The 16,815-nt window shown below is 66.9% G+C and carries 12 protein-coding genes; 11 read left to right on the forward strand and 1 reads right to left on the reverse strand.

Annotated features, from left to right (window positions below):
- Positions 1-3 precede the first annotated feature (3 nt).
- From cyoB to ACI1V7_RS07630, 9 genes are all read left to right on the forward strand, one after another.
- The gene (gene cyoB / locus ACI1V7_RS07590; RefSeq protein WP_404531141.1) at positions 4-2,007 is read left to right on the forward strand and encodes a cytochrome o ubiquinol oxidase subunit I; all 2,004 of its coding nucleotides are present in this window, start codon (positions 4-6) and stop codon (positions 2,005-2,007) included.
- Positions 2,000-2,635 (forward strand): cytochrome o ubiquinol oxidase subunit III, encoded by a 636-nt coding sequence (gene cyoC / locus ACI1V7_RS07595; RefSeq protein WP_404531142.1) that lies wholly within the window; start codon positions 2,000-2,002, stop codon positions 2,633-2,635. The genes cyoB and cyoC overlap by 8 nt, the downstream gene beginning before the upstream one ends.
- Positions 2,632-3,051: a cytochrome o ubiquinol oxidase subunit IV gene (cyoD, locus tag ACI1V7_RS07600; RefSeq protein ID WP_404531143.1), complete on the forward strand. Its 420-nt coding sequence runs from the start codon at positions 2,632-2,634 to the stop codon at positions 3,049-3,051. Before cyoC ends, cyoD begins: the two co-directional genes overlap by 4 nt.
- Entirely contained in the window at positions 3,052-3,882 is an 831-nt protein-coding gene (locus tag ACI1V7_RS07605; protein WP_404531144.1) for an SURF1 family protein, read from the forward strand.
- Positions 3,883-3,925: 43 nt separating this feature from the next.
- Entirely contained in the window at positions 3,926-5,209 is a 1,284-nt protein-coding gene (locus ACI1V7_RS07610; protein ID WP_404531558.1) for an ATP-binding protein, read from the forward strand.
- A gap of 48 nt (positions 5,210-5,257) precedes the next feature.
- Complete coding sequence (locus ACI1V7_RS07615; protein ID WP_404531145.1) at positions 5,258-5,797, forward strand: response regulator transcription factor; 540 nt, start codon at positions 5,258-5,260, stop codon at positions 5,795-5,797.
- A gap of 161 nt (positions 5,798-5,958) precedes the next feature.
- The gene (locus tag ACI1V7_RS07620; RefSeq protein WP_404531559.1) at positions 5,959-6,501 is read left to right on the forward strand and encodes a DUF6622 family protein; all 543 of its coding nucleotides are present in this window, start codon (positions 5,959-5,961) and stop codon (positions 6,499-6,501) included.
- Positions 6,502-6,650: 149 nt separating this feature from the next.
- Positions 6,651-9,062 (forward strand): catalase, encoded by a 2,412-nt coding sequence (locus tag ACI1V7_RS07625; RefSeq protein ID WP_404531146.1) that lies wholly within the window; start codon positions 6,651-6,653, stop codon positions 9,060-9,062.
- Positions 9,063-9,167: 105 nt separating this feature from the next.
- Positions 9,168-11,366 carry a metallophosphoesterase gene (locus tag ACI1V7_RS07630; RefSeq protein ID WP_404531147.1) on the forward strand — a complete coding sequence of 733 codons (2,199 nt, stop codon included), beginning with the start codon at positions 9,168-9,170 and terminating at the stop codon, positions 11,364-11,366.
- A gap of 131 nt (positions 11,367-11,497) precedes the next feature.
- Here ACI1V7_RS07630 and ACI1V7_RS07635 read toward each other — a convergent pair whose 3' ends face one another.
- Positions 11,498-13,930 (reverse strand): TonB-dependent receptor plug domain-containing protein, encoded by a 2,433-nt coding sequence (locus ACI1V7_RS07635; RefSeq protein WP_404531148.1) that lies wholly within the window; start codon positions 13,928-13,930, stop codon positions 11,498-11,500.
- A gap of 563 nt (positions 13,931-14,493) precedes the next feature.
- On the opposite strand from ACI1V7_RS07635, the gene ACI1V7_RS07640 reads away from it, so the two are divergent.
- Both ACI1V7_RS07640 and ACI1V7_RS07645 read left to right on the forward strand, forming a co-directional pair.
- Positions 14,494-15,681 (forward strand): cation:proton antiporter, encoded by a 1,188-nt coding sequence (locus ACI1V7_RS07640; protein WP_404531149.1) that lies wholly within the window; start codon positions 14,494-14,496, stop codon positions 15,679-15,681.
- A 1-nt stretch (position 15,682) separates the two neighbouring features.
- Positions 15,683-16,810, forward strand: a complete 1,128-nt coding sequence (locus tag ACI1V7_RS07645; RefSeq protein WP_404531150.1) for a YbdK family carboxylate-amine ligase — start codon at positions 15,683-15,685, stop codon at positions 16,808-16,810.
- Positions 16,811-16,815 lie beyond the last annotated feature (5 nt).

Raw genomic sequence — 16,815 nt, forward strand, 5'->3', positions numbered from 1 at the left:
ATCATGCACGAGCAATTTGACTTAGCGAAGTTGATCTTCGGTCGGCTCAGCTGGGAAGCGATTCCCTACCATGAGCCGATCCTGATCGGTACCTTTATCGCGGTGCTCCTGGGCGGCGTCGTCGTCCTGGGCGCCATTACCAAGTTCAAGCTGTGGGGCTATCTCTGGAAAGAGTGGTTCACCAGCATCGACCACAAGAAGATCGGCATCATGTACATGGTGCTCGGCCTGATCATGTTCCTGCGCGGCTTTGCCGACGCGCTGATGATGCGCGCCCAGCAGGCGTTCTCGTTCGGGGATTCCCACGGCTTCCTGCCGCCGCACCACTACGACCAGGTCTTCACCGCCCACGGCGTGATCATGATCTTCTTTGTGGCGATGCCGCTGGTGACGGGCTTCATGAACTACGTCGTGCCGCTGCAGATCGGCGCCCGCGACGTGGCGTTCCCGTTCCTGAACAACTTCTCGTTCTGGATGACCACCGCCGGTGCCATCCTGGTCATGGCCTCGCTGTTCGTCGGCGAATTCGCCCGTACCGGCTGGCTGGCCTACCCGCCGCTGTCCGGCATCCTGGCGAGCCCGGACGTCGGCGTCGACTACTACATCTGGTCGCTGCAGATCGCGGGTGTCGGCACCTTGCTGTCGGGCGTGAACCTGGTCGTCACCATCGTCAAGATGCGCGCCCCGGGCATGGACCTGATGAAGATGCCCGTCTTCACCTGGACCGCACTGTGCACCAACATCCTGATCGTCATGGCCTTCCCGGTCCTGACCGCCGTCCTGGCCATGCTGGGCCTGGACCGTCTGTTCGACACCCACTTCTTCACGAATGAACTGGGCGGCAACTCGATGATGTACGTGAACCTGATCTGGATCTGGGGCCACCCGGAGGTGTACATCCTGATCCTGCCGGCATTCGGCATCTTCTCGGAAGTCGTCGCGACCTTCTGCGGCAAGCGCCTGTTCGGCTACACCTCGATGGTGTACGCGACCGCCGTCATCATGGTCCTGTCCTACCTCGTGTGGCTGCACCACTTCTTCACGATGGGTTCGGGCGCGAGCGTGAACTCGTTCTTCGGCATCACGACGATGATCATCTCGATCCCGACCGGCGCCAAGATCTTCAACTGGCTGTTCACCATGTACAAGGGCCGCATCCGCTATGAACTGCCGATGATGTGGACCGTGTCGTTCATGATCACCTTCATCATCGGCGGCATGACCGGCGTGATGCTGGCGGTCCCGCCGGCCGACTTCGTGCTGCACAACTCGCTGTTCCTGATCGCCCACTTCCACAACGTCATCATCGGCGGCGTGCTGTTCGGCCTGTTTGCCGGCCTGAACTACTGGTGGCCGAAGATGTTCGGCTTCAAGCTGGACCGTACCTGGGGCGTCCGCTCGTTCTGGCTGTGGTCGATCGGCTTCTGGTTCGCGTTCATCCCGCCGTACATCCTGGGCTTCATGGGCGTGACCCGCCGCATGAGCCACTTCGAGGACCCGTCGATCCACTACCTGTTCCAGATCTCGCTGTTCGGTACCCTGATGATTGCCGCCGGTATCGGCTGCCTGCTGATGCAGATCGCCGTCTCGGTCATCAACCGCAAGAAGCTGGCCGACGTCACGGGCGACCCGTGGAACGGCCGTACGCTGGAGTGGGCCACTTCGTCGCCGCCGCCGGCCTACAACTTCGCGTTCACCCCGGTCGTGCATGACAACGACACCTGGGCCGACATGAAGAAGAACGGCTACCAGCGTCCGCTGAAGGGCTACGTGCCGATCCACATGCCTGCCAACACCTGGGCCGGTCCGGTCATCCCGGGTCTGTCGTTCGTGGTCGGTTTCGGCATCATCTGGCACATGTGGCTGCTCGTCGCCGTGGGCTTCTTCGCCCTGGTCGCCACGACCATCTACCACACGTTCAACTACAAACGCGACTACTACATCCCGGCGGAAGACGTTGCCCGCACGGAAGCAGAGCGCACCCGCATGCTGGAAGCCCATGTCTGAGATTAACGCCACCCACGCCGGCGCCGCGAGCGCCGACCCGAGCTCGCGCTACTACGTGACCGAGCACCATCCGGAAAACGGCACGCTGCTCGGTTTCTGGATCTACCTGATGAGCGACTGCCTCATCTTCGCCTGCCTGTTCGCGACCTATGCCGTCCTGGGCCGCAACTACGCAGGCGGCCCGTCGGGCGCCGAGATCTTCGACCTGCCGCTGGTGGCCGTCAACACGGCCTTCCTGCTGTTCTCGTCGATCACCTACGGCTTCGCGATGCTGGCCGCCCAGAAGAAGAACCTCGGTTCCACCCAGCTCTGGCTGGGCATCACCGGCATCCTGGGCGCCTGCTTCCTGGGCCTGGAACTGTACGAGTTCTCGCACCTGATCCACGAGGGCTTCGGCCCGTGGCGCAGCGGCTTCCTGACCGCGTTCTTCTCGCTGGTCGGCACCCACGGCCTGCACGTGACCTTCGGTATCGTGTGGCTCGTGACGCTGATGTTCCAGCTGGGTAAGCACGGCATCAACGGCGCCAACTACCGCCGCCTCGCCTGCCTGTCGATGTTCTGGCACTTCCTGGACGTCGTCTGGATCGGCGTGTTCACCTATGTCTACCTGATGGGAGTCCTGCCATGAGCAATATTCACCACGCCCACGGCCACGACCACCATGGCCACGGCCACGTCGACCACGACGACCACCTGGAAGCCCACGGCAGCATGAAGGACTACACGATCGGCTTCATCCTCGCGGTGATCCTGACCGTGATCCCGTTCTGGCTGGTGATGACCCACCAGCTGGCGCCGGACACGACCAAGTTCGTGATCCTCGGCTTCGCCGCCGTGCAGGTCGTCGTGCACATGGTCTACTTCCTGCACATGAACTCGAAGTCGGAAGGCGGCTGGAACCTGATGGCGCTGATCCTGACCATCATCCTGCTGGTCATCGTGCTGGTCGGCTCGATCTGGGTCATGTACCACATGAACGCGAACATGATGCCGCACATCAGCAACGATGGCGGCTCGGTTCACGGCATGCACGACATGCAGTAAATGGCGGGCAACGATCTCGCAGCAGCGCCGGGCGCGTCCCGGCGCAAGGGAGCTTCTCCCGTCCTGGCAGTCCTGGCGCTGCTCCTGATCGTCCTGTTCGCCGGTCTCGGTACCTGGCAGGTGTTCCGCCTGCAGTGGAAACTGGACCTGATCGCACGCGTCGATGCACGCGTGCACGCCGTTCCCGCCGCGCCGCCCCCCGCGGCCGGCTGGGCCGGCATCAATGCCGCCGACGACGAATACCGTCGCCTGGAACTCAACGGCACCTACCTGTACGACCTCACCACCCCCGTCCAGGCCCTCACCGAGCAGGGCAGCGGCTATTGGCTGATCACGCCGATGTGCGCCACGGACGGCACGATCATCCTCGTCAACCGCGGCTTCATTCCGGCCGACCTGGGCGCACGTACGCGCTACGCGCCGCTGGCCGCGGATGGCAACCCGTGCGCCGGCGTCGCCGCGCGCCACGAACCCGCCGTGCGCGTCGTCGGCCTGCTGCGCATCAGCGAGCGCGGCGGCTCGTTTGCGCGCGACAACGACCCGGCGAACAACCGCTGGTATTCGCGCGACGTGGCGGCCATCGCCGCCACCCGCAAGCTGGGCGCGACGGGGAAATCCGTCGCTCCGTATTTCGTCGACGCGGAAGCAGCGCAGAACCCGTCCGATTCGCCGGACCGTCCGACCGGCGGCCTCACCGTCGTCAGCTTCCACAACAGCCACCTGGTCTACGCGCTGACCTGGCACGCGCTGGCCCTGATGGTCGTCTTCGGCTGGTGGCGCGTGACGCGCGGCCCGCGCGCCGGCGCGCAGGACCCGGACGACGATGAGTGACCCGACGGCGACCGCGGGCAAGGGCCCGGGACGGCGCTGGCGCATGAATTCCGTCGCCGACGTCGAATACGTCGCCGGCCACAAGAACATGCTGCAGCTCATCGAGCTGCGCTGGATCGCCGTCATCGGCCAGATCACCACGATCGCGGGCGCCATCCTGATCTTCGACGTCCCGCTGCCCCTGGTGCAGATGCTCGAAGTGCTGGCCTGCCTGATCGCCTTCAATATCGCCAGCCACCTGCGCTGGCACGAACACCGGCCCGTCACCAACAGCGAACTGTTCCTCGCGCTGCTCGTGGACGTCGCCAGCCTGACGATGCAGCTGTATCTGTCCGGCGGCGCGAGCAATCCGTTCGCCTTCCTGTACCTGCTGCAGGTGATCCTGTCGGCCGTGCTGCTGGAAGCCTGGTCGACCTGGACCATCGTCGCCATCACGCTGGCGTGTCTGGCGGGGCTGTCGATCTTCGCCCAGCCGCTGCCGCTGCCGCCGGACCATGCGCGCGGCATCTCCAGCCTGTACGTGCAGGGGCTGCTGCTGTGCTTCGTTCTGGACGCGGCGCTGCTGGTCATCTTCATCCTGCGCATCACGAATACCCTCAAGACGCGCGCCAGCCAGCTGGCCGACTTGCGCCAGCGCGCCGCCGAGGAAGAACACATCGTGCGCATGGGCCTGCTCGCCTCGGGCGCCGCCCACGAGCTGGGCACGCCGCTCGCGACGTTGTCCGTGATCCTGGGCGACTGGAAGCGCATGCCGGAATTCAAGGAAAACCCGGACCTGATCGAGGAAATCTCCGAGATGCAGACCCAGCTGCAGCGCTGCAAGTCCATCGTCAGCGGCATCCTGCTGTCGGCCGGCGAGGCGCGCGGCGAATCGGCGCGCCGCACGACGATCCGCACCTTCCTCGATAACCTCGTGCGCCAATGGCAGGGCAGCCGGCCCGTGCGCGCGTTCGAGTACGTGAACCGCATCGGTGCCGACATGCCCGTCGCCTTCGACGAAGCGCTCAAGCAGATGATCGACAACGTGCTCGACAATGCCCTGGAAGCGTCGCCCGACTGGGTGGGCCTGGATGCCGGCGTCGACGACGGCATCCTGATCCTGACCGTCACCGACCGCGGCCCCGGCTTCGCCCCGGCGATCCTGGCGCAGTTCGGCAAGCCATACCAGTCCACCAAGGGCCGTCCCGGCGGCGGCCTCGGCGTCTTCCTGGCCGTGAACGTGGCGCGCACGCTGGGCGGCAGCGTCACGGCCGTCAACCGTCCCGAGGGCGGGGCGCGCGTCACGCTCACGCTGCCGCTGTCGGCGATCGCGCTGCGGCAGGAATAGTCCGCCGCGGCCGCAGCAGGCCATCCCGCTTGCATGTAAAATTGCGCAATGCCTAACACCGAACCCCTGCTACTCATCATCGAGGACGACGACGCCTTCGCGCGCACCCTCGGCCGCTCGTTCGAGCGGCGCGGCTACAAGGTCCTGCTCGCACCCGGGCTGGACGAAGCCCAGGAACTCCTGAAGGACCACAATCCCGGCTATGCCGTGGTCGACCTCAAGCTCAAGGGAAACAGCTCGGGCCTGGCCTGCGTGCAGATGCTGCATGCCCACGACCCGGACATGCTGATCGTCGTGCTGACGGGCTTCGCCAGCATCGGCACCGCCGTCGAGGCGATCAAGCTGGGCGCTTCCCAGTACCTGGCCAAGCCGTCCAATACGGACGACATCGAGGCCGCCTTCGGCCACGTGGCCGGCAATACGGAACTCGAGCTGACGAACCGCTCCACGTCGATCAAGACGCTGGAGTGGGAGCGCATCCACGAAGTGCTGGCCGAGACCGATTTCAATATCTCGGAAGCGGCGCGTCGCCTCGGCATGCACCGCCGGACGCTGGCGCGCAAGCTGGAAAAGCAGCGGGTCAAGTAGGCGGCTGCACAGTAGTCGACCGCACAGTATCGGCCGCAGAGTATCGGCCGCACAGTATCGGCCACATTTCGCGCCGCCCCGCTGCATCTCGCGCCGCCAGACGGCCATCCGTCGCAGCGCCGCCGGCCCGGCCGCCGAACACGGCACCATGGAGCCATTCGATCACGAACCTCTCCAAGGAGCCGACCATGCTGAGCCACATCGTCACCCACACCCCCGTCTACGTCTGGGCCATCCTCGCCTTCCTCGTCGCGCGCGGCATGATCGCCAGCCGCGACCGCCACGTCGCCGTCAGGAAGATGTGGATCATCCCGCTGGCGATGCTGGCCCTGTCCCTGCAGGACATCGCCGCCAAGTTCGGCACCTCGGCCTTGCCGCTGGCCGCGTGGGCGGCGGGCGCCGCGGCCACGACGCTGCTGGTCCTGCGCTTCGGTCCCGTGCGCGTCGCGCCAGCCACCCGGCCCGGCACGGTGCGGGTGGCGGGCAGCTGGGCGCCGCTGGCCCTCATGATGGCCGTGTTCCTCACCAAGTACGCGGCATCGGTCGCCGTCGCCATCCTGCCCCATACGCGCCAGGACGCCGCCTTCATCGCCGCTGTCTGCCTGCTGTTCGGCATCGTCAACGGCTGCTTCCTGGGACGGCTGCTGGCCGACCTGGCTGCCGCGCGGGGCTTCCCGCAGTCCGCCGCGGCCGTGGCCGCCTGAATCCCGCGACTGCCTTTGCACTAGCTCAAGACGGTATGCGCGATGCCTAGCAGACTCGGCATTTGCGCACCCGCCGCGTCCGGTGACTTCGTTTTTCCAACGGGCATATAGGCCGTGCGCATCCTGTCAACCCGACCAAGAGGTGATGCATGGCTACGCACAACAACGGCCCGTACGACGGCGCCGGTTCGATCCTGGGCACCGTCGGCGGCCCGTCCGACCCGGCCGAACCCGCCAGCCTGGGATTCGACACGCGCGAGGACGGACGCCTGCTGGAAAAAGTCACGGAGGGCGGCGAGCTGGCCGCCGAGATGCCGTTCAACGAGACCAAGGGCCTGGAATACGGCGAGGCCGCGTTCACGCCGCACCGCGGCGCCGTGCGCGAGCCGGACACGCCGCTGGCCACGGCCAGCACGACCACCGAGGACATCGCCTCGCGCAAGGCGGGCGACGGCAAGCCGGACATCGGCGCCAATCCGCTGAACGGCCCGCTGGACCGGGTGCGGGTGGACGACAGCCGCCGCGAGCTGACGACGAACCAGGGCGTCAAGGTGGCGGACAACCAGGACTCGCTGAAGGTCGGCCTGCGCGGTCCGACGGCGCTGGAAGACTTCATCCTGCGCGAGAAGATCACGCACTTCGACCACGAGCGCATTCCCGAGCGCGTCGTGCATGCGCGCGGCGCGGGCGCCCACGGCTACTTCGAGAACTACCACGACCTGTCCGCCCTGACCCGCGCCTCGCTGTTCGCCAAGGCGGGCAAGCGCACGCCCGTGTTCGTGCGCTTCTCGACCGTCGCCGGGTCGCGCGGCTCGGCCGACACGGCGCGCGACGTGCGCGGCTTCGCCACCAAGTTCTACACGGACGAAGGCGTGTGGGACCTGGTCGGCAACAACATCCCCGTCTTCTTCATCCAGGACGCGATGAAGTTCCCGGACCTGATCCATTCCGTGAAGCCGGAACCGCACAACGAGATCCCGCAGGCATCCAGCGCGCACGACACCTTCTACGACTTCGCCGGCCTCTCGCCCGAGATCTTCCACATGCTGCTGTGGGTGATGTCGGACCGCGCGATCCCGCGCAGCTACCGCACGATGCAGGGCTTCGGCGTGCACACGTTCCGGCTGGTGAACGACAAGGGCGAGTCGCACTTCGTGAAGTTCCACTGGACGCCGCGCCAGGGCACGTATTCGCTGGTGTGGGACGAGGCCGTCAAGCTGGGCGGCGCCGACCCGGACTTCCACCGCCGCGACCTGTGGGAGGCGATCGAGGCCGGACACTTCCCCGAATGGGAACTGGGCCTGCAGGTGTTCACGGAGGAGCAGGCCGCCGCCTTCCAGAAATTCGACATCCTGGACCCGACCAAGATCGTGCCGGAGGAACTGGTGCCGGTGCGGACGGTCGGCAAGCTGGTCCTGGACCGCAATCCCGACAATTTCTTCGCCGAGACCGAGCAGGTGGCGTTCTGCGCGGCGCACGTGGTGCCGGGCCTGGACTTCAGCAACGACCCGCTGCTGCAGGGCCGTATCCACTCGTACATCGACACCCAGCTCACGCGCCTGGGCGGCCCCAATTTCCACGAAATCCCCATCAACAGCCCCGTCGCGCCCGTGCACAACAACCAGCGCGACGGCATACACCGCCAGTCGATCAACCGCGGACGCGTCGCCTACGAGCCGAATTCGCTGGCCGGCGGCTGCCCGTTCCAGGCCGGCGCACGGGGATTCGTCAGCTATCCGGAACCGGTCGCGGGCAGCAAGGTGCGCAGCAAGCCGGAGCTGTTCGCGGAGCACTACGGGCAGGCGCGCCTGTTCTGGCAGAGCCAGACGCCGGCCGAGCGGCGCCACATCGCCGACGCCTTCCGCTTCGAGCTGACGCGGGTGCAGATACCGGCGATCCGCGAACGCATCGTCGCGGGCCTCGTCAACGTCGACATGGGGCTGGCGAAGACCGTGGCGGAAGGCCTCGGCATCCCGGTGCCGGATCCGCTGCAGCGCGTGAACGACACGCCCGTGCCGGAGTATCCGCCGTCGCCTTCGCTGTCGCTGTTCGCCCATCCCGGCGAGATGGGCATCCGCACGCGCCGCGTCGCGCTGGCGGCGGGCGAGGGCGTCGACGCCAACGTCGCGCGCCAGGTCTACGCCGTGCTGCTGAAGGAGGGCGCCCAGCCGCGCGTGCTGGGTCAGCGCCTGGGCGAGCTGCGCCCGGCCGTCGGCAAGCCGCTCGACGTCGAGGTCACCTTCGAAGCGACGCCGTCCGTCATGTACGACGGGATCGTGATCGCGCCGGGCGAGGCGTCGGTGGCGGCACTCGCGCGCGACGCCCGCGTGCTTGACTTCGTGCGCGACCAGTACCGCCACGGCAAACCCCTGCTCGCGCTGGGCGCGGGCAGCCAGCTGCTGGCGGCGGCCGGTATCCCGCCCGCACTGCCCAACGGCGAACCCGATCCGGGCGTGATCGTGGCCGAGGACGGCGGCCTGGAGACGGGGCTGGCCAGCTTCATGGCCGTGCTGGCAGGGCACCGGGTGTATGCGCGGGAGACGGATCCGCCGCGCGTATGAAGGCTGGCGGGCTACGGTTGGCGGACTGCGGCGGGCTGCGGCGTGTAATGACCCGGTCATGCAGGAATGGAATCATTTCCACTCCTTGATCGCGTGGAGACCCGCATGCCCCTGAACGACCCGTACCGTGCCCGTCATCTTTCTTCCGTCGCGGGCGCCGTCGCGCTGGCCCTGCTGTCCGCCTGCAGCAGCAGCGACGACGCCCCTGCGCCGGCCCCGGTCGCCCCCGAGCCCACCCCGCCCGTCACGGCGGCCAACACCAGCGTGGCCTTCATGACGGACGTGCACTTCGAGAACGTCTACGGCGACTTCAAGAGCAGCCAGTTCGCGGGCATCCCGACCAAGGATGGGAAGAATGCGACGATCCGCACGATGTACGCGCAACTTACCTCGACCCGCCTGTTCAACGAGAACTACTTCGCCTTCCGCGCCGCGCTGGACGACGCGTATGCGAAGGGCATCCGCCACGTCGCGCTGCCGGGCGACTACTCGGACGACGCCCAGCCGATCAACATCGACGGCATCGCCGACATCCTGAAGGAATACCAGGCCAAGGGCATGCGCTTCTTCATCGCGCCGGGCAACCACGACCCGAACGAGCCGTACGACGACATGGAGGCGGGCAAGAGCGACTTCCTTACCAAGGACGGCAAGGAACAGAAGGTGTACGCCACCGCTAACGCGGCCTGCAAGTCCAAGGATCCGACGGTGGTCTGCACCGACCAGCTGATGGAGCAGGGCTACGAGAAGCTCGTCGCCAAGCTGTCCGATTTCGGCTTCATGCCGAACAAGTCCGACGTGCTGTGGGAAACGCCGTTCAGCAAGTACACGGGCGGCAAGTACAGCTACGACGAGGCGGCGGCGCAATCCGCGCTGAAGAACCGCCAGTACGAGATCTGCGCGGAAGGCGAGGGCGGCGCGTACAAGGCGGCGGGCGAAGCGAAGCTGGGCAAGTCCTATACCCGCTGCGCCCAGATGTTCGACGCCAGCTACCTGGTCGAACCCGTGAAAGGCCTGTGGCTGCTGGCGATCGACGCCAACGTCTACGTGCCGAACGCAAACTTCGATCCCGCCAACCCGCAGAACTTCAAGGGCTACGAAGGGGCGGGCAACGCCGGCTGGAACAAGGTCCTCACGCACAAGATCCACCTGATGGAATGGATCAAGTCCGTCGCCGCTCGCGCCAGGGCCGAAGGCAAGCAGCTGATGGCCTTCTCGCACTATCCGACCATGGATTTCTACGCGAACCAGACGGACGCGATGAAGGCCGTGTTCAAGCCGGGCGCCTTCCAGACGGCGCGCGTGCCGGAAGCCGCCACGACGGCGGCCGTCGCCGCCACCGGCCTGCGCCTGCACGTGGGCGGCCACATGCACTTCAACGGCACCAACGACTATACGGACGCGGGCGGCAACTACCTGGCCAACGTGCAGTCGCCGTCGCTGGCCGTGTACGGCGCCGCCTACAAGATCCTGACGTACAAGGACCTGGACACGGTCGACGTCCAGACCGTCCCCCTCGGCACGGTGGCCAACTTCAACGTGCTGTTCCCGTACTACCAGGTCGAGAACGATTACCTGAAAGGCAGCACGGCGACGGCCGACGTGGCCAAGCGCTGGGACCGCGCCGTGCTCGACACGCGCACCTACGGCGAGTACACGCGCTACTACTTCGGCGAGCTCTCGCGCCTGCGCTTCATGGACGAGTACTGGCCGTGCGAGATGAAGGAAGCGGCGACGAACCTGAACGCGAAGCAGATGCTGATCCTGTCGCAACTCCAGACGAAGGTCACGCTCGCCCAGCTGAAGGACAATCCGGGCGTCGTGCCGCTGACGGCCAGCTGCGCTGCCGCAGGTACTGGCGTAGGCACGGCGGCCGGCACGGGCGTCGCCGCCTCGCAATTGACGGCCGACTGGGCCGATGCCACCGTCCGCGCCGACAAGCTGGCCGCCGCGGCGGGCCTGAAGCTGGACGACTTCGCCCAGATCAGCGCCTACGAGTTCTACGGCGACTTCCACCGCACCGTCTATGCGGGCGAGCTCGCGCTGCGCGACATGGGCGCCCAGCGCGTGGCGATGTACAAGGTGCTGATGGCCGCGTTCCCGGCCAGTCCGGCAGCCATCGCCCGCGTGGGCGACAAGCCGTCGGACCAGAACCCGGTCGGCGTGCCGTTCCAGAACCAGTTCAAGCAGGTGTTCGCGATCTTCAAGGGACTCGGTTCGGCCAAGCCCAGCGATCATTTCACGGTCGATTTGAAGGGGAAGAAGATCAGCAATGCGAACGGCAGCGGCTTGAGTTTCAATTAAACCGCCACTCCAAAATCCGTCGCCCCTGCGCAGGCAGAGGCCTAATTCTGTTCGCGTCACGATAAAGCGAGCAAATTAGGCCCCTGCCTGCGCAGGGGCGACGTCGTTTCATGCCGCGCGGCGGCGGCTGATTACCAGTTGTAGCCGGCCTTCACATAGAAGTAACGGCCATTGAACCCGTTCGGCGCAAACCCGCTGTACGGGCTGGTGCCGTTCTGGTTCAGGTTCGACAGCGACGTGATCTGCGCCGGGTAGCGGTTGGTCGCGTTGTCGATGCCGCCCGTCAGGCGCCAGTTGCTGGCGATGCGCACGGTCGCGGCCAGGTCCAGCACCCACTGCGGATCGTAGGTCTGGTCGAACGCCGCGTTATTCTGCGGCAACGTGAACTCGCCGTAGCGGGTGACGGTGGCGCGGCCGTTCCAGATGCCGCGCGTATAGTCGCCCGTCAGGCTCAGCTTGTCCTTCGGCGAGCCGACGGTCAGGCGGTTGATCGACTGGCGGTCCAGCAGCGTCAGGTTCTGGCGCGTCAGGAAGGCCGGGTTGTCGGCCAGGCGGCGCACCTCGTTGTCGTTGTGGTTGTAGGCCAGCGTGAAGTCGGCGCGCGCACCCTGTTGCAGGTTCAGGCGGTAGGTGCCGACCACGTCGACGCCCTTGGTGCGGGTGTCGACGGCGTTGGTGAAGTAGCGCGCCGCGCCCACGTAGTTGCCCGTCTGTCCGGCCAGCGACTGCTGCAGCGCCTGCGACAGCTGCAGGTTCGACGAGAACACGATGCGGTCGTCGATGTCGATGCGGTAGGCGTCGACGGTTGCCGTGAAGTTCTTGAACGGCTGCCACTGGGCGCCGATGCTGATGTTGCGCGCACGTTCGGGCTTCAGCTGGGTCGCGCCCAGCGCCTGGGCGGCGGGGCTGCCGACGGCGAAGGTGCCCGTCTCGACCGGCACGTAATCGTACTGGCCCGTGGCCGGGTTCTGCACCGTCAGCAGGTTGGTCGTCGTGATCGTGTAGAACTGCTGGGCCAGCGACGGCGCATGGAAGCCGTTCGACACGGTGCCGCGCAGCGCGAACGTCGGCGTGAACGCATAGCGCAGCGAGCCTTTGCCGGACGTGGTGTTGCCGAAGTCGCTGTAGCGCTCGTGGCGCACGGCCAGGGAGCCGGACAGGTCCTTGACGATGTCGCCTTCCAGGTTCAGGTAGATCGACTGGTTGTGGCGGCTGTTCTTGCCCGCGTTCTCGGGACGGAAGCCGGAGAAGCCCTGGGCGCCCGACTTGTAATAGGAGTTCGGCTCGCCCGCGCCGATCTCGTAGTCCTCGTGGCGGTACTCGAGGCCCCAGGCCACCGTCAGGGGACCGGCCAGCCAGGAAACGTCGAAGTCGCGCGCCACGTCCAGGTTCGCCACCTGCTGGGTCGCGGTCAGCTCGCCCGCGTAGAAATGGGTCGGGCTGGCGGCACCGAGGTCGTAGTTGACCGTGTGGTCGACGTCCAGCTTGAAGCGGTTGCGGCCGTAGTTCGCGCTCGCGTCCCAACGCCAGCCGGCCAGTTCGCCGCGCAGGCCCGTGACGACGGAATTATCGTAGGACATGCTGTTTTCCAGCGGGAGGAAGCCTTCCGGGTACAGCGGCGTGCGCAGCGTCGTGCGCGCATCGCTCGTGTAGGCGGTGCGGAACGTGGCGGCGGCGGAGGTGTAGCGCTCGCTGTAGCCAGCGAACGCGTACCAGTCGACGTTGTCGTTGAGGCGGACCTGGCTGTTCAGGAAGATGCTGTGCGGGCGGCTTTCCGGATCGCCCAGGCGGGCGTTCACCTGGCCCTGGCGCGGGCCGGCCTGCGGGCGCGGGTCGGGGCCGGCGCGGTTGGTCGGGTTGCGGTCGGCCAGTTCGACCGAGACGCGGGCCCAGCCCTGGTCGCCCAGCGCGAAGCCCTTCGAGCCGCGCAGTGTGACCTGTTCGCCGTCACCGGCATCGTACTGGCCGTAGCCGATTTCCGCCTCGCCGCCTTCGGCGCCGTGCTTGAGGATGATGTTGACGACGCCGGCGATGGCGTCCGAGCCATACTGCGCGGCGGCGCCGTCGCGCAGCACCTCGATGTGGTCGATCGCAGCCAGCGGGATCGCGTTCAGGTCGGCCGGTGCCGAGCCGCGGCCCAGCGTGCCGTTGACGTTGATGACGGCCGAGGTGTGGCGGCGCTTGCCGTTGACGAGGACGAGGGTCTGGTCCGGCGACAGGCCGCGCAGCTGGGCAGGACGCACGGCGTCGCTGGCATCGGCGCCGGACGGGCGCGGGAAGTTCATCGACGGCAGCAGGCGGCCCAGCACGGTGGCCAGTTCGCTCGAACCGGTGCTCAGCAATTCCTTGCTGCCGATGACATCGACGGGCGATTGCGAATCCAGGGTGCGGCGGTTCACCGCGCGCGTGCCGGTGACGACGACGGTGGCGGCCGCATCGGCGGCCTGGGCGTTCTGGTCGGCGCCGGCCTGGGCTTGCGCACGGGCGGCCGGGGGGAGGGCGGCGACGAGGGCAAGCGCGAGCAGCGCGCGGGCCGGGCTCGGCTGGGTATGTTTGACGCTCATGGTTTTCTTTCTCTGTGTTCTTGTTGGATGCGAGGCGCCGGCGCCATGGCCGGCGAGGGGGCGAAGCTTATCAGCCGTGCAATTGCCACGCCAATACTCTTTGTGCCTATGCTTATATCCACCCCGGATATCGGCAGGCCGGGAGCGGGATCGGCGCCGGCACATGCGCTGTACATGATGGGATGTCGTCAATGGTGCGCCGGCCGGGCGCGGAGCGCCGTTAGAATGGTTGAGCTCGCTTGAAGATGACGTGGCAAGAACGCAGGCGACGCCCGACAACCCGCACCCATCGATACCGACGTCGCACTCCTTCGCGCATCGCCATGTCATCTTCCCGAATCCACGATGGATCCGCCGTCATCTGCATGTATTGATACAAATGTGGTTGCCATCGATACATGTTCTGTGCAACAATGTATGCGTGAGCGGGGCGGCTGAGCGCTGCCTTCGCGATCAGCGATGAGGATACCCTGGTATCTATTGGGCTCCCGGCGGGCGACCGCGGGAGCCGTTTTTTCCCTCATCGTTCCCCGATTGCCGCTCCGTGACGTCAAAGGACGTGCATGACCGAACTGATCTCCTATGTAGGGCAGCTGGCCTGGCCACTGGCACTCGTACTCTCCTGGATGGCCGGCGAACTCCTGTTCCGCTGGACCGGCATCCCCCGCATCAGCATCTATGGCCTGGCCGGCTTCTTGTTCGGCAACCTGGCCAACAATTTCCTCGCCGCGGCGGACAGCAATGCCTTCCTGCTGCTGGCGAACCTGGGCTTCGGCCTGATCCTGTTCGAGCTGGGCTACCGCATCAACCTGAACTGGCTGCGGGCGAACCCCTGGATCCTCGTGACCTCGCTGGCCGAGAGCCTGCTCACCTTCGCGGCCGTGTACGCGGTCGGGCGCCAGTTCCACATGCCCGTGCTCGCCGCCAGCCTGGTGGCGTCGCTGGCGATGGCCAGCTCGCCGGCCGGGGTGCTGCGCGTGTTTAACGAACAGCATGCCGGCGGCCAGGTGACGGAGCGGGCGCTGCACCTGACGGCGCTGAACTGCGTGCTGGCCGTGTTCGTGTATAACGTCATCGTCGGCATCGGCGTGTTCCAGACCTCGGGCCACCTGGGCCATGCGGCGGGGGCCAGCCTGCTGGTCCTGGTCGCGTCGGCGCTGCTGGGCGTGGCGTTCGGCGTGCTCGTGCCGCGCTGGCTGCGCAGCCGCGCCGGCGCCGGCAGCGACGCGACGATGGCGTTCGCGCTGGCCGTCCTGCTGCTCGTGGCCGTGACCCACGTGCTGACGCTGTCGCCGGTGCTCGCCGCGCTGTCATTCGGGCTGGTGGCGCGCCATCGCCGCAGCGCGCTCGGTATCGCCCAGCGTAATTTCGGCGCCCTCGGCGACCTGCTGACCGTGCTGCTGTTCGTGTTCGCGGCGTCGACGCTGAACTGGGCCAGCGTCTGGAACGGCCTGGGCCTGGGCCTGCTGCTCGTCCTCGTGCGCATGGCCGTCAAGATCGGCGTGTGCGCCGCCTTCGCCCGCGTCTCCGGCATCTCGGTGCGCAAGGGTGCGCTGGCCGGCGTGGCGCTGGCGCCGATGACCGTGTTCGCGATCCTGCTGATCGAGCAGACGCGGCGCCTGGGCGTCGACCTGTTCGACAGCCTGGCCCCGCTGGCCGCCATCGCGCTGCTGCTGCAGCTGTTCGGCCCCTTGCTGACGCAGCGCGCCGTGGTCGCCGCGAAGGAAATCTCACCGGAAAGGGAGGCCTGACATGGCACTGGAACCATTCAACACGTCCGAATCGCTGACCTTCGGCGTCGAGCTGGAACTGCAGCTCGTCAGCCTGTCCGACTTCGACCTCGTGCCGGCCTCGCCGGACATGCTGGAGCTGCTGGGCCGCGCGCCGTTCCCGGGCAACGTCACGCCCGAGATCACGGAAAGCATGATCGAGATTAACAGCAGCGTGCACACCAACTACACGGAGCTGCTGGCCCAGCTGCGCCAGATCCGCGACACGCTGCTCGCGGCCGGCGACCGCCTGAACGTGGGCGTGTGCGGCGGCGGCACCCACCCGTTCCAGTTGTGGGCGCAGCGCCGGATCTACGCGAAGCCGCGCTTCAAGGAAGTCTCGCAGCTGTACGGCTACCTGGCCAAGCAGTTCACCGTGTTCGGCCAGCACGTGCACATCGGTTGCCGCAGCGGCGACGAGGCGCTGTACCTGCTGCACGCGCTGAACCGCTACGTGCCGCACTTTATCGCCTTGTCGGCCTCGTCGCCGTTCTCGCAGGGCTTCGACACCAGCTTCCAGTCCGCGCGCCTGAATTCCGTGTTCGCCTTCCCGCTGTCGGGCCGGGCGCCGTTCGTCCTGAGCTGGGAGGCGTTCGCCGAGGATTACTTCAACCGCATGGCCGGCACCGGCATCGTGCGCAGCATGAAGGATTTCTACTGGGACCTGCGCCCGAAGCCGGAATACGGCACGATCGAGCTGCGCGTGTGCGACACGCCGCTGTCGGTGGAGCGCGCGGCCGCGCTGGCCTGCTACCTGCAGGCGCTGTGCCGCTACCTGCTGGCCGGCAGCGAGCCGCCGCCGCTGGAAGACGATTACCTCGTGTACAACTACAACCGCTTCCAGGCCTGCCGTTTCGGCCTGGACGGCACCCTCGTGCATCCGCAGACGCACGAGCAGCTGTCGCTGCGCGAGGACATCATGACGACGCTGCGCCGCCTGGAGCCGCATGCGCAGGCGCTGGGCAGCACGGCGGCGCTGGACGCGCTGTACCGCGAATCGCACGTGGGCAGCGACGCGACGTTCCTGCGCCAGGCGTTCGAGGCCGAGGGCAGCCGCGAAGCCATCGTCGATGCGGCGCTGCGGCGCTTCCGTGCCGGCGAGCCGGGATGATGCGC

Source organism: Massilia paldalensis, assembly GCF_044901715.1.
In the GTDB taxonomy this organism is placed as follows: domain Bacteria; phylum Pseudomonadota; class Gammaproteobacteria; order Burkholderiales; family Burkholderiaceae_D; genus Telluria; species Telluria paldalensis.

Coding starts and splice junctions, on each gene's coding strand:
- ACI1V7_RS07615 (WP_404531145.1), top strand. CDS start 5,258: ATGCCTAACACCGAACCCCTGCTACTCATCATCGAGGACGACGACGCC.
- ACI1V7_RS07635 (WP_404531148.1), bottom strand. CDS start 13,930: ATGAGCGTCAAACATACCCAGCCGAGCCCGGCCCGCGCGCTGCTCGCG.
- cyoB (WP_404531141.1), top strand. CDS start 4: ATGCACGAGCAATTTGACTTAGCGAAGTTGATCTTCGGTCGGCTCAGC.
- ACI1V7_RS07645 (WP_404531150.1), top strand. CDS start 15,683: ATGGCACTGGAACCATTCAACACGTCCGAATCGCTGACCTTCGGCGTC.
- ACI1V7_RS07610 (WP_404531558.1), top strand. CDS start 3,926: ATGAATTCCGTCGCCGACGTCGAATACGTCGCCGGCCACAAGAACATG.
- ACI1V7_RS07630 (WP_404531147.1), top strand. CDS start 9,168: ATGCCCCTGAACGACCCGTACCGTGCCCGTCATCTTTCTTCCGTCGCG.
- cyoD (WP_404531143.1), top strand. CDS start 2,632: ATGAGCAATATTCACCACGCCCACGGCCACGACCACCATGGCCACGGC.
- cyoC (WP_404531142.1), top strand. CDS start 2,000: ATGTCTGAGATTAACGCCACCCACGCCGGCGCCGCGAGCGCCGACCCG.
- ACI1V7_RS07640 (WP_404531149.1), top strand. CDS start 14,494: ATGACCGAACTGATCTCCTATGTAGGGCAGCTGGCCTGGCCACTGGCA.
- ACI1V7_RS07625 (WP_404531146.1), top strand. CDS start 6,651: ATGGCTACGCACAACAACGGCCCGTACGACGGCGCCGGTTCGATCCTG.
- ACI1V7_RS07605 (WP_404531144.1), top strand. CDS start 3,052: ATGGCGGGCAACGATCTCGCAGCAGCGCCGGGCGCGTCCCGGCGCAAG.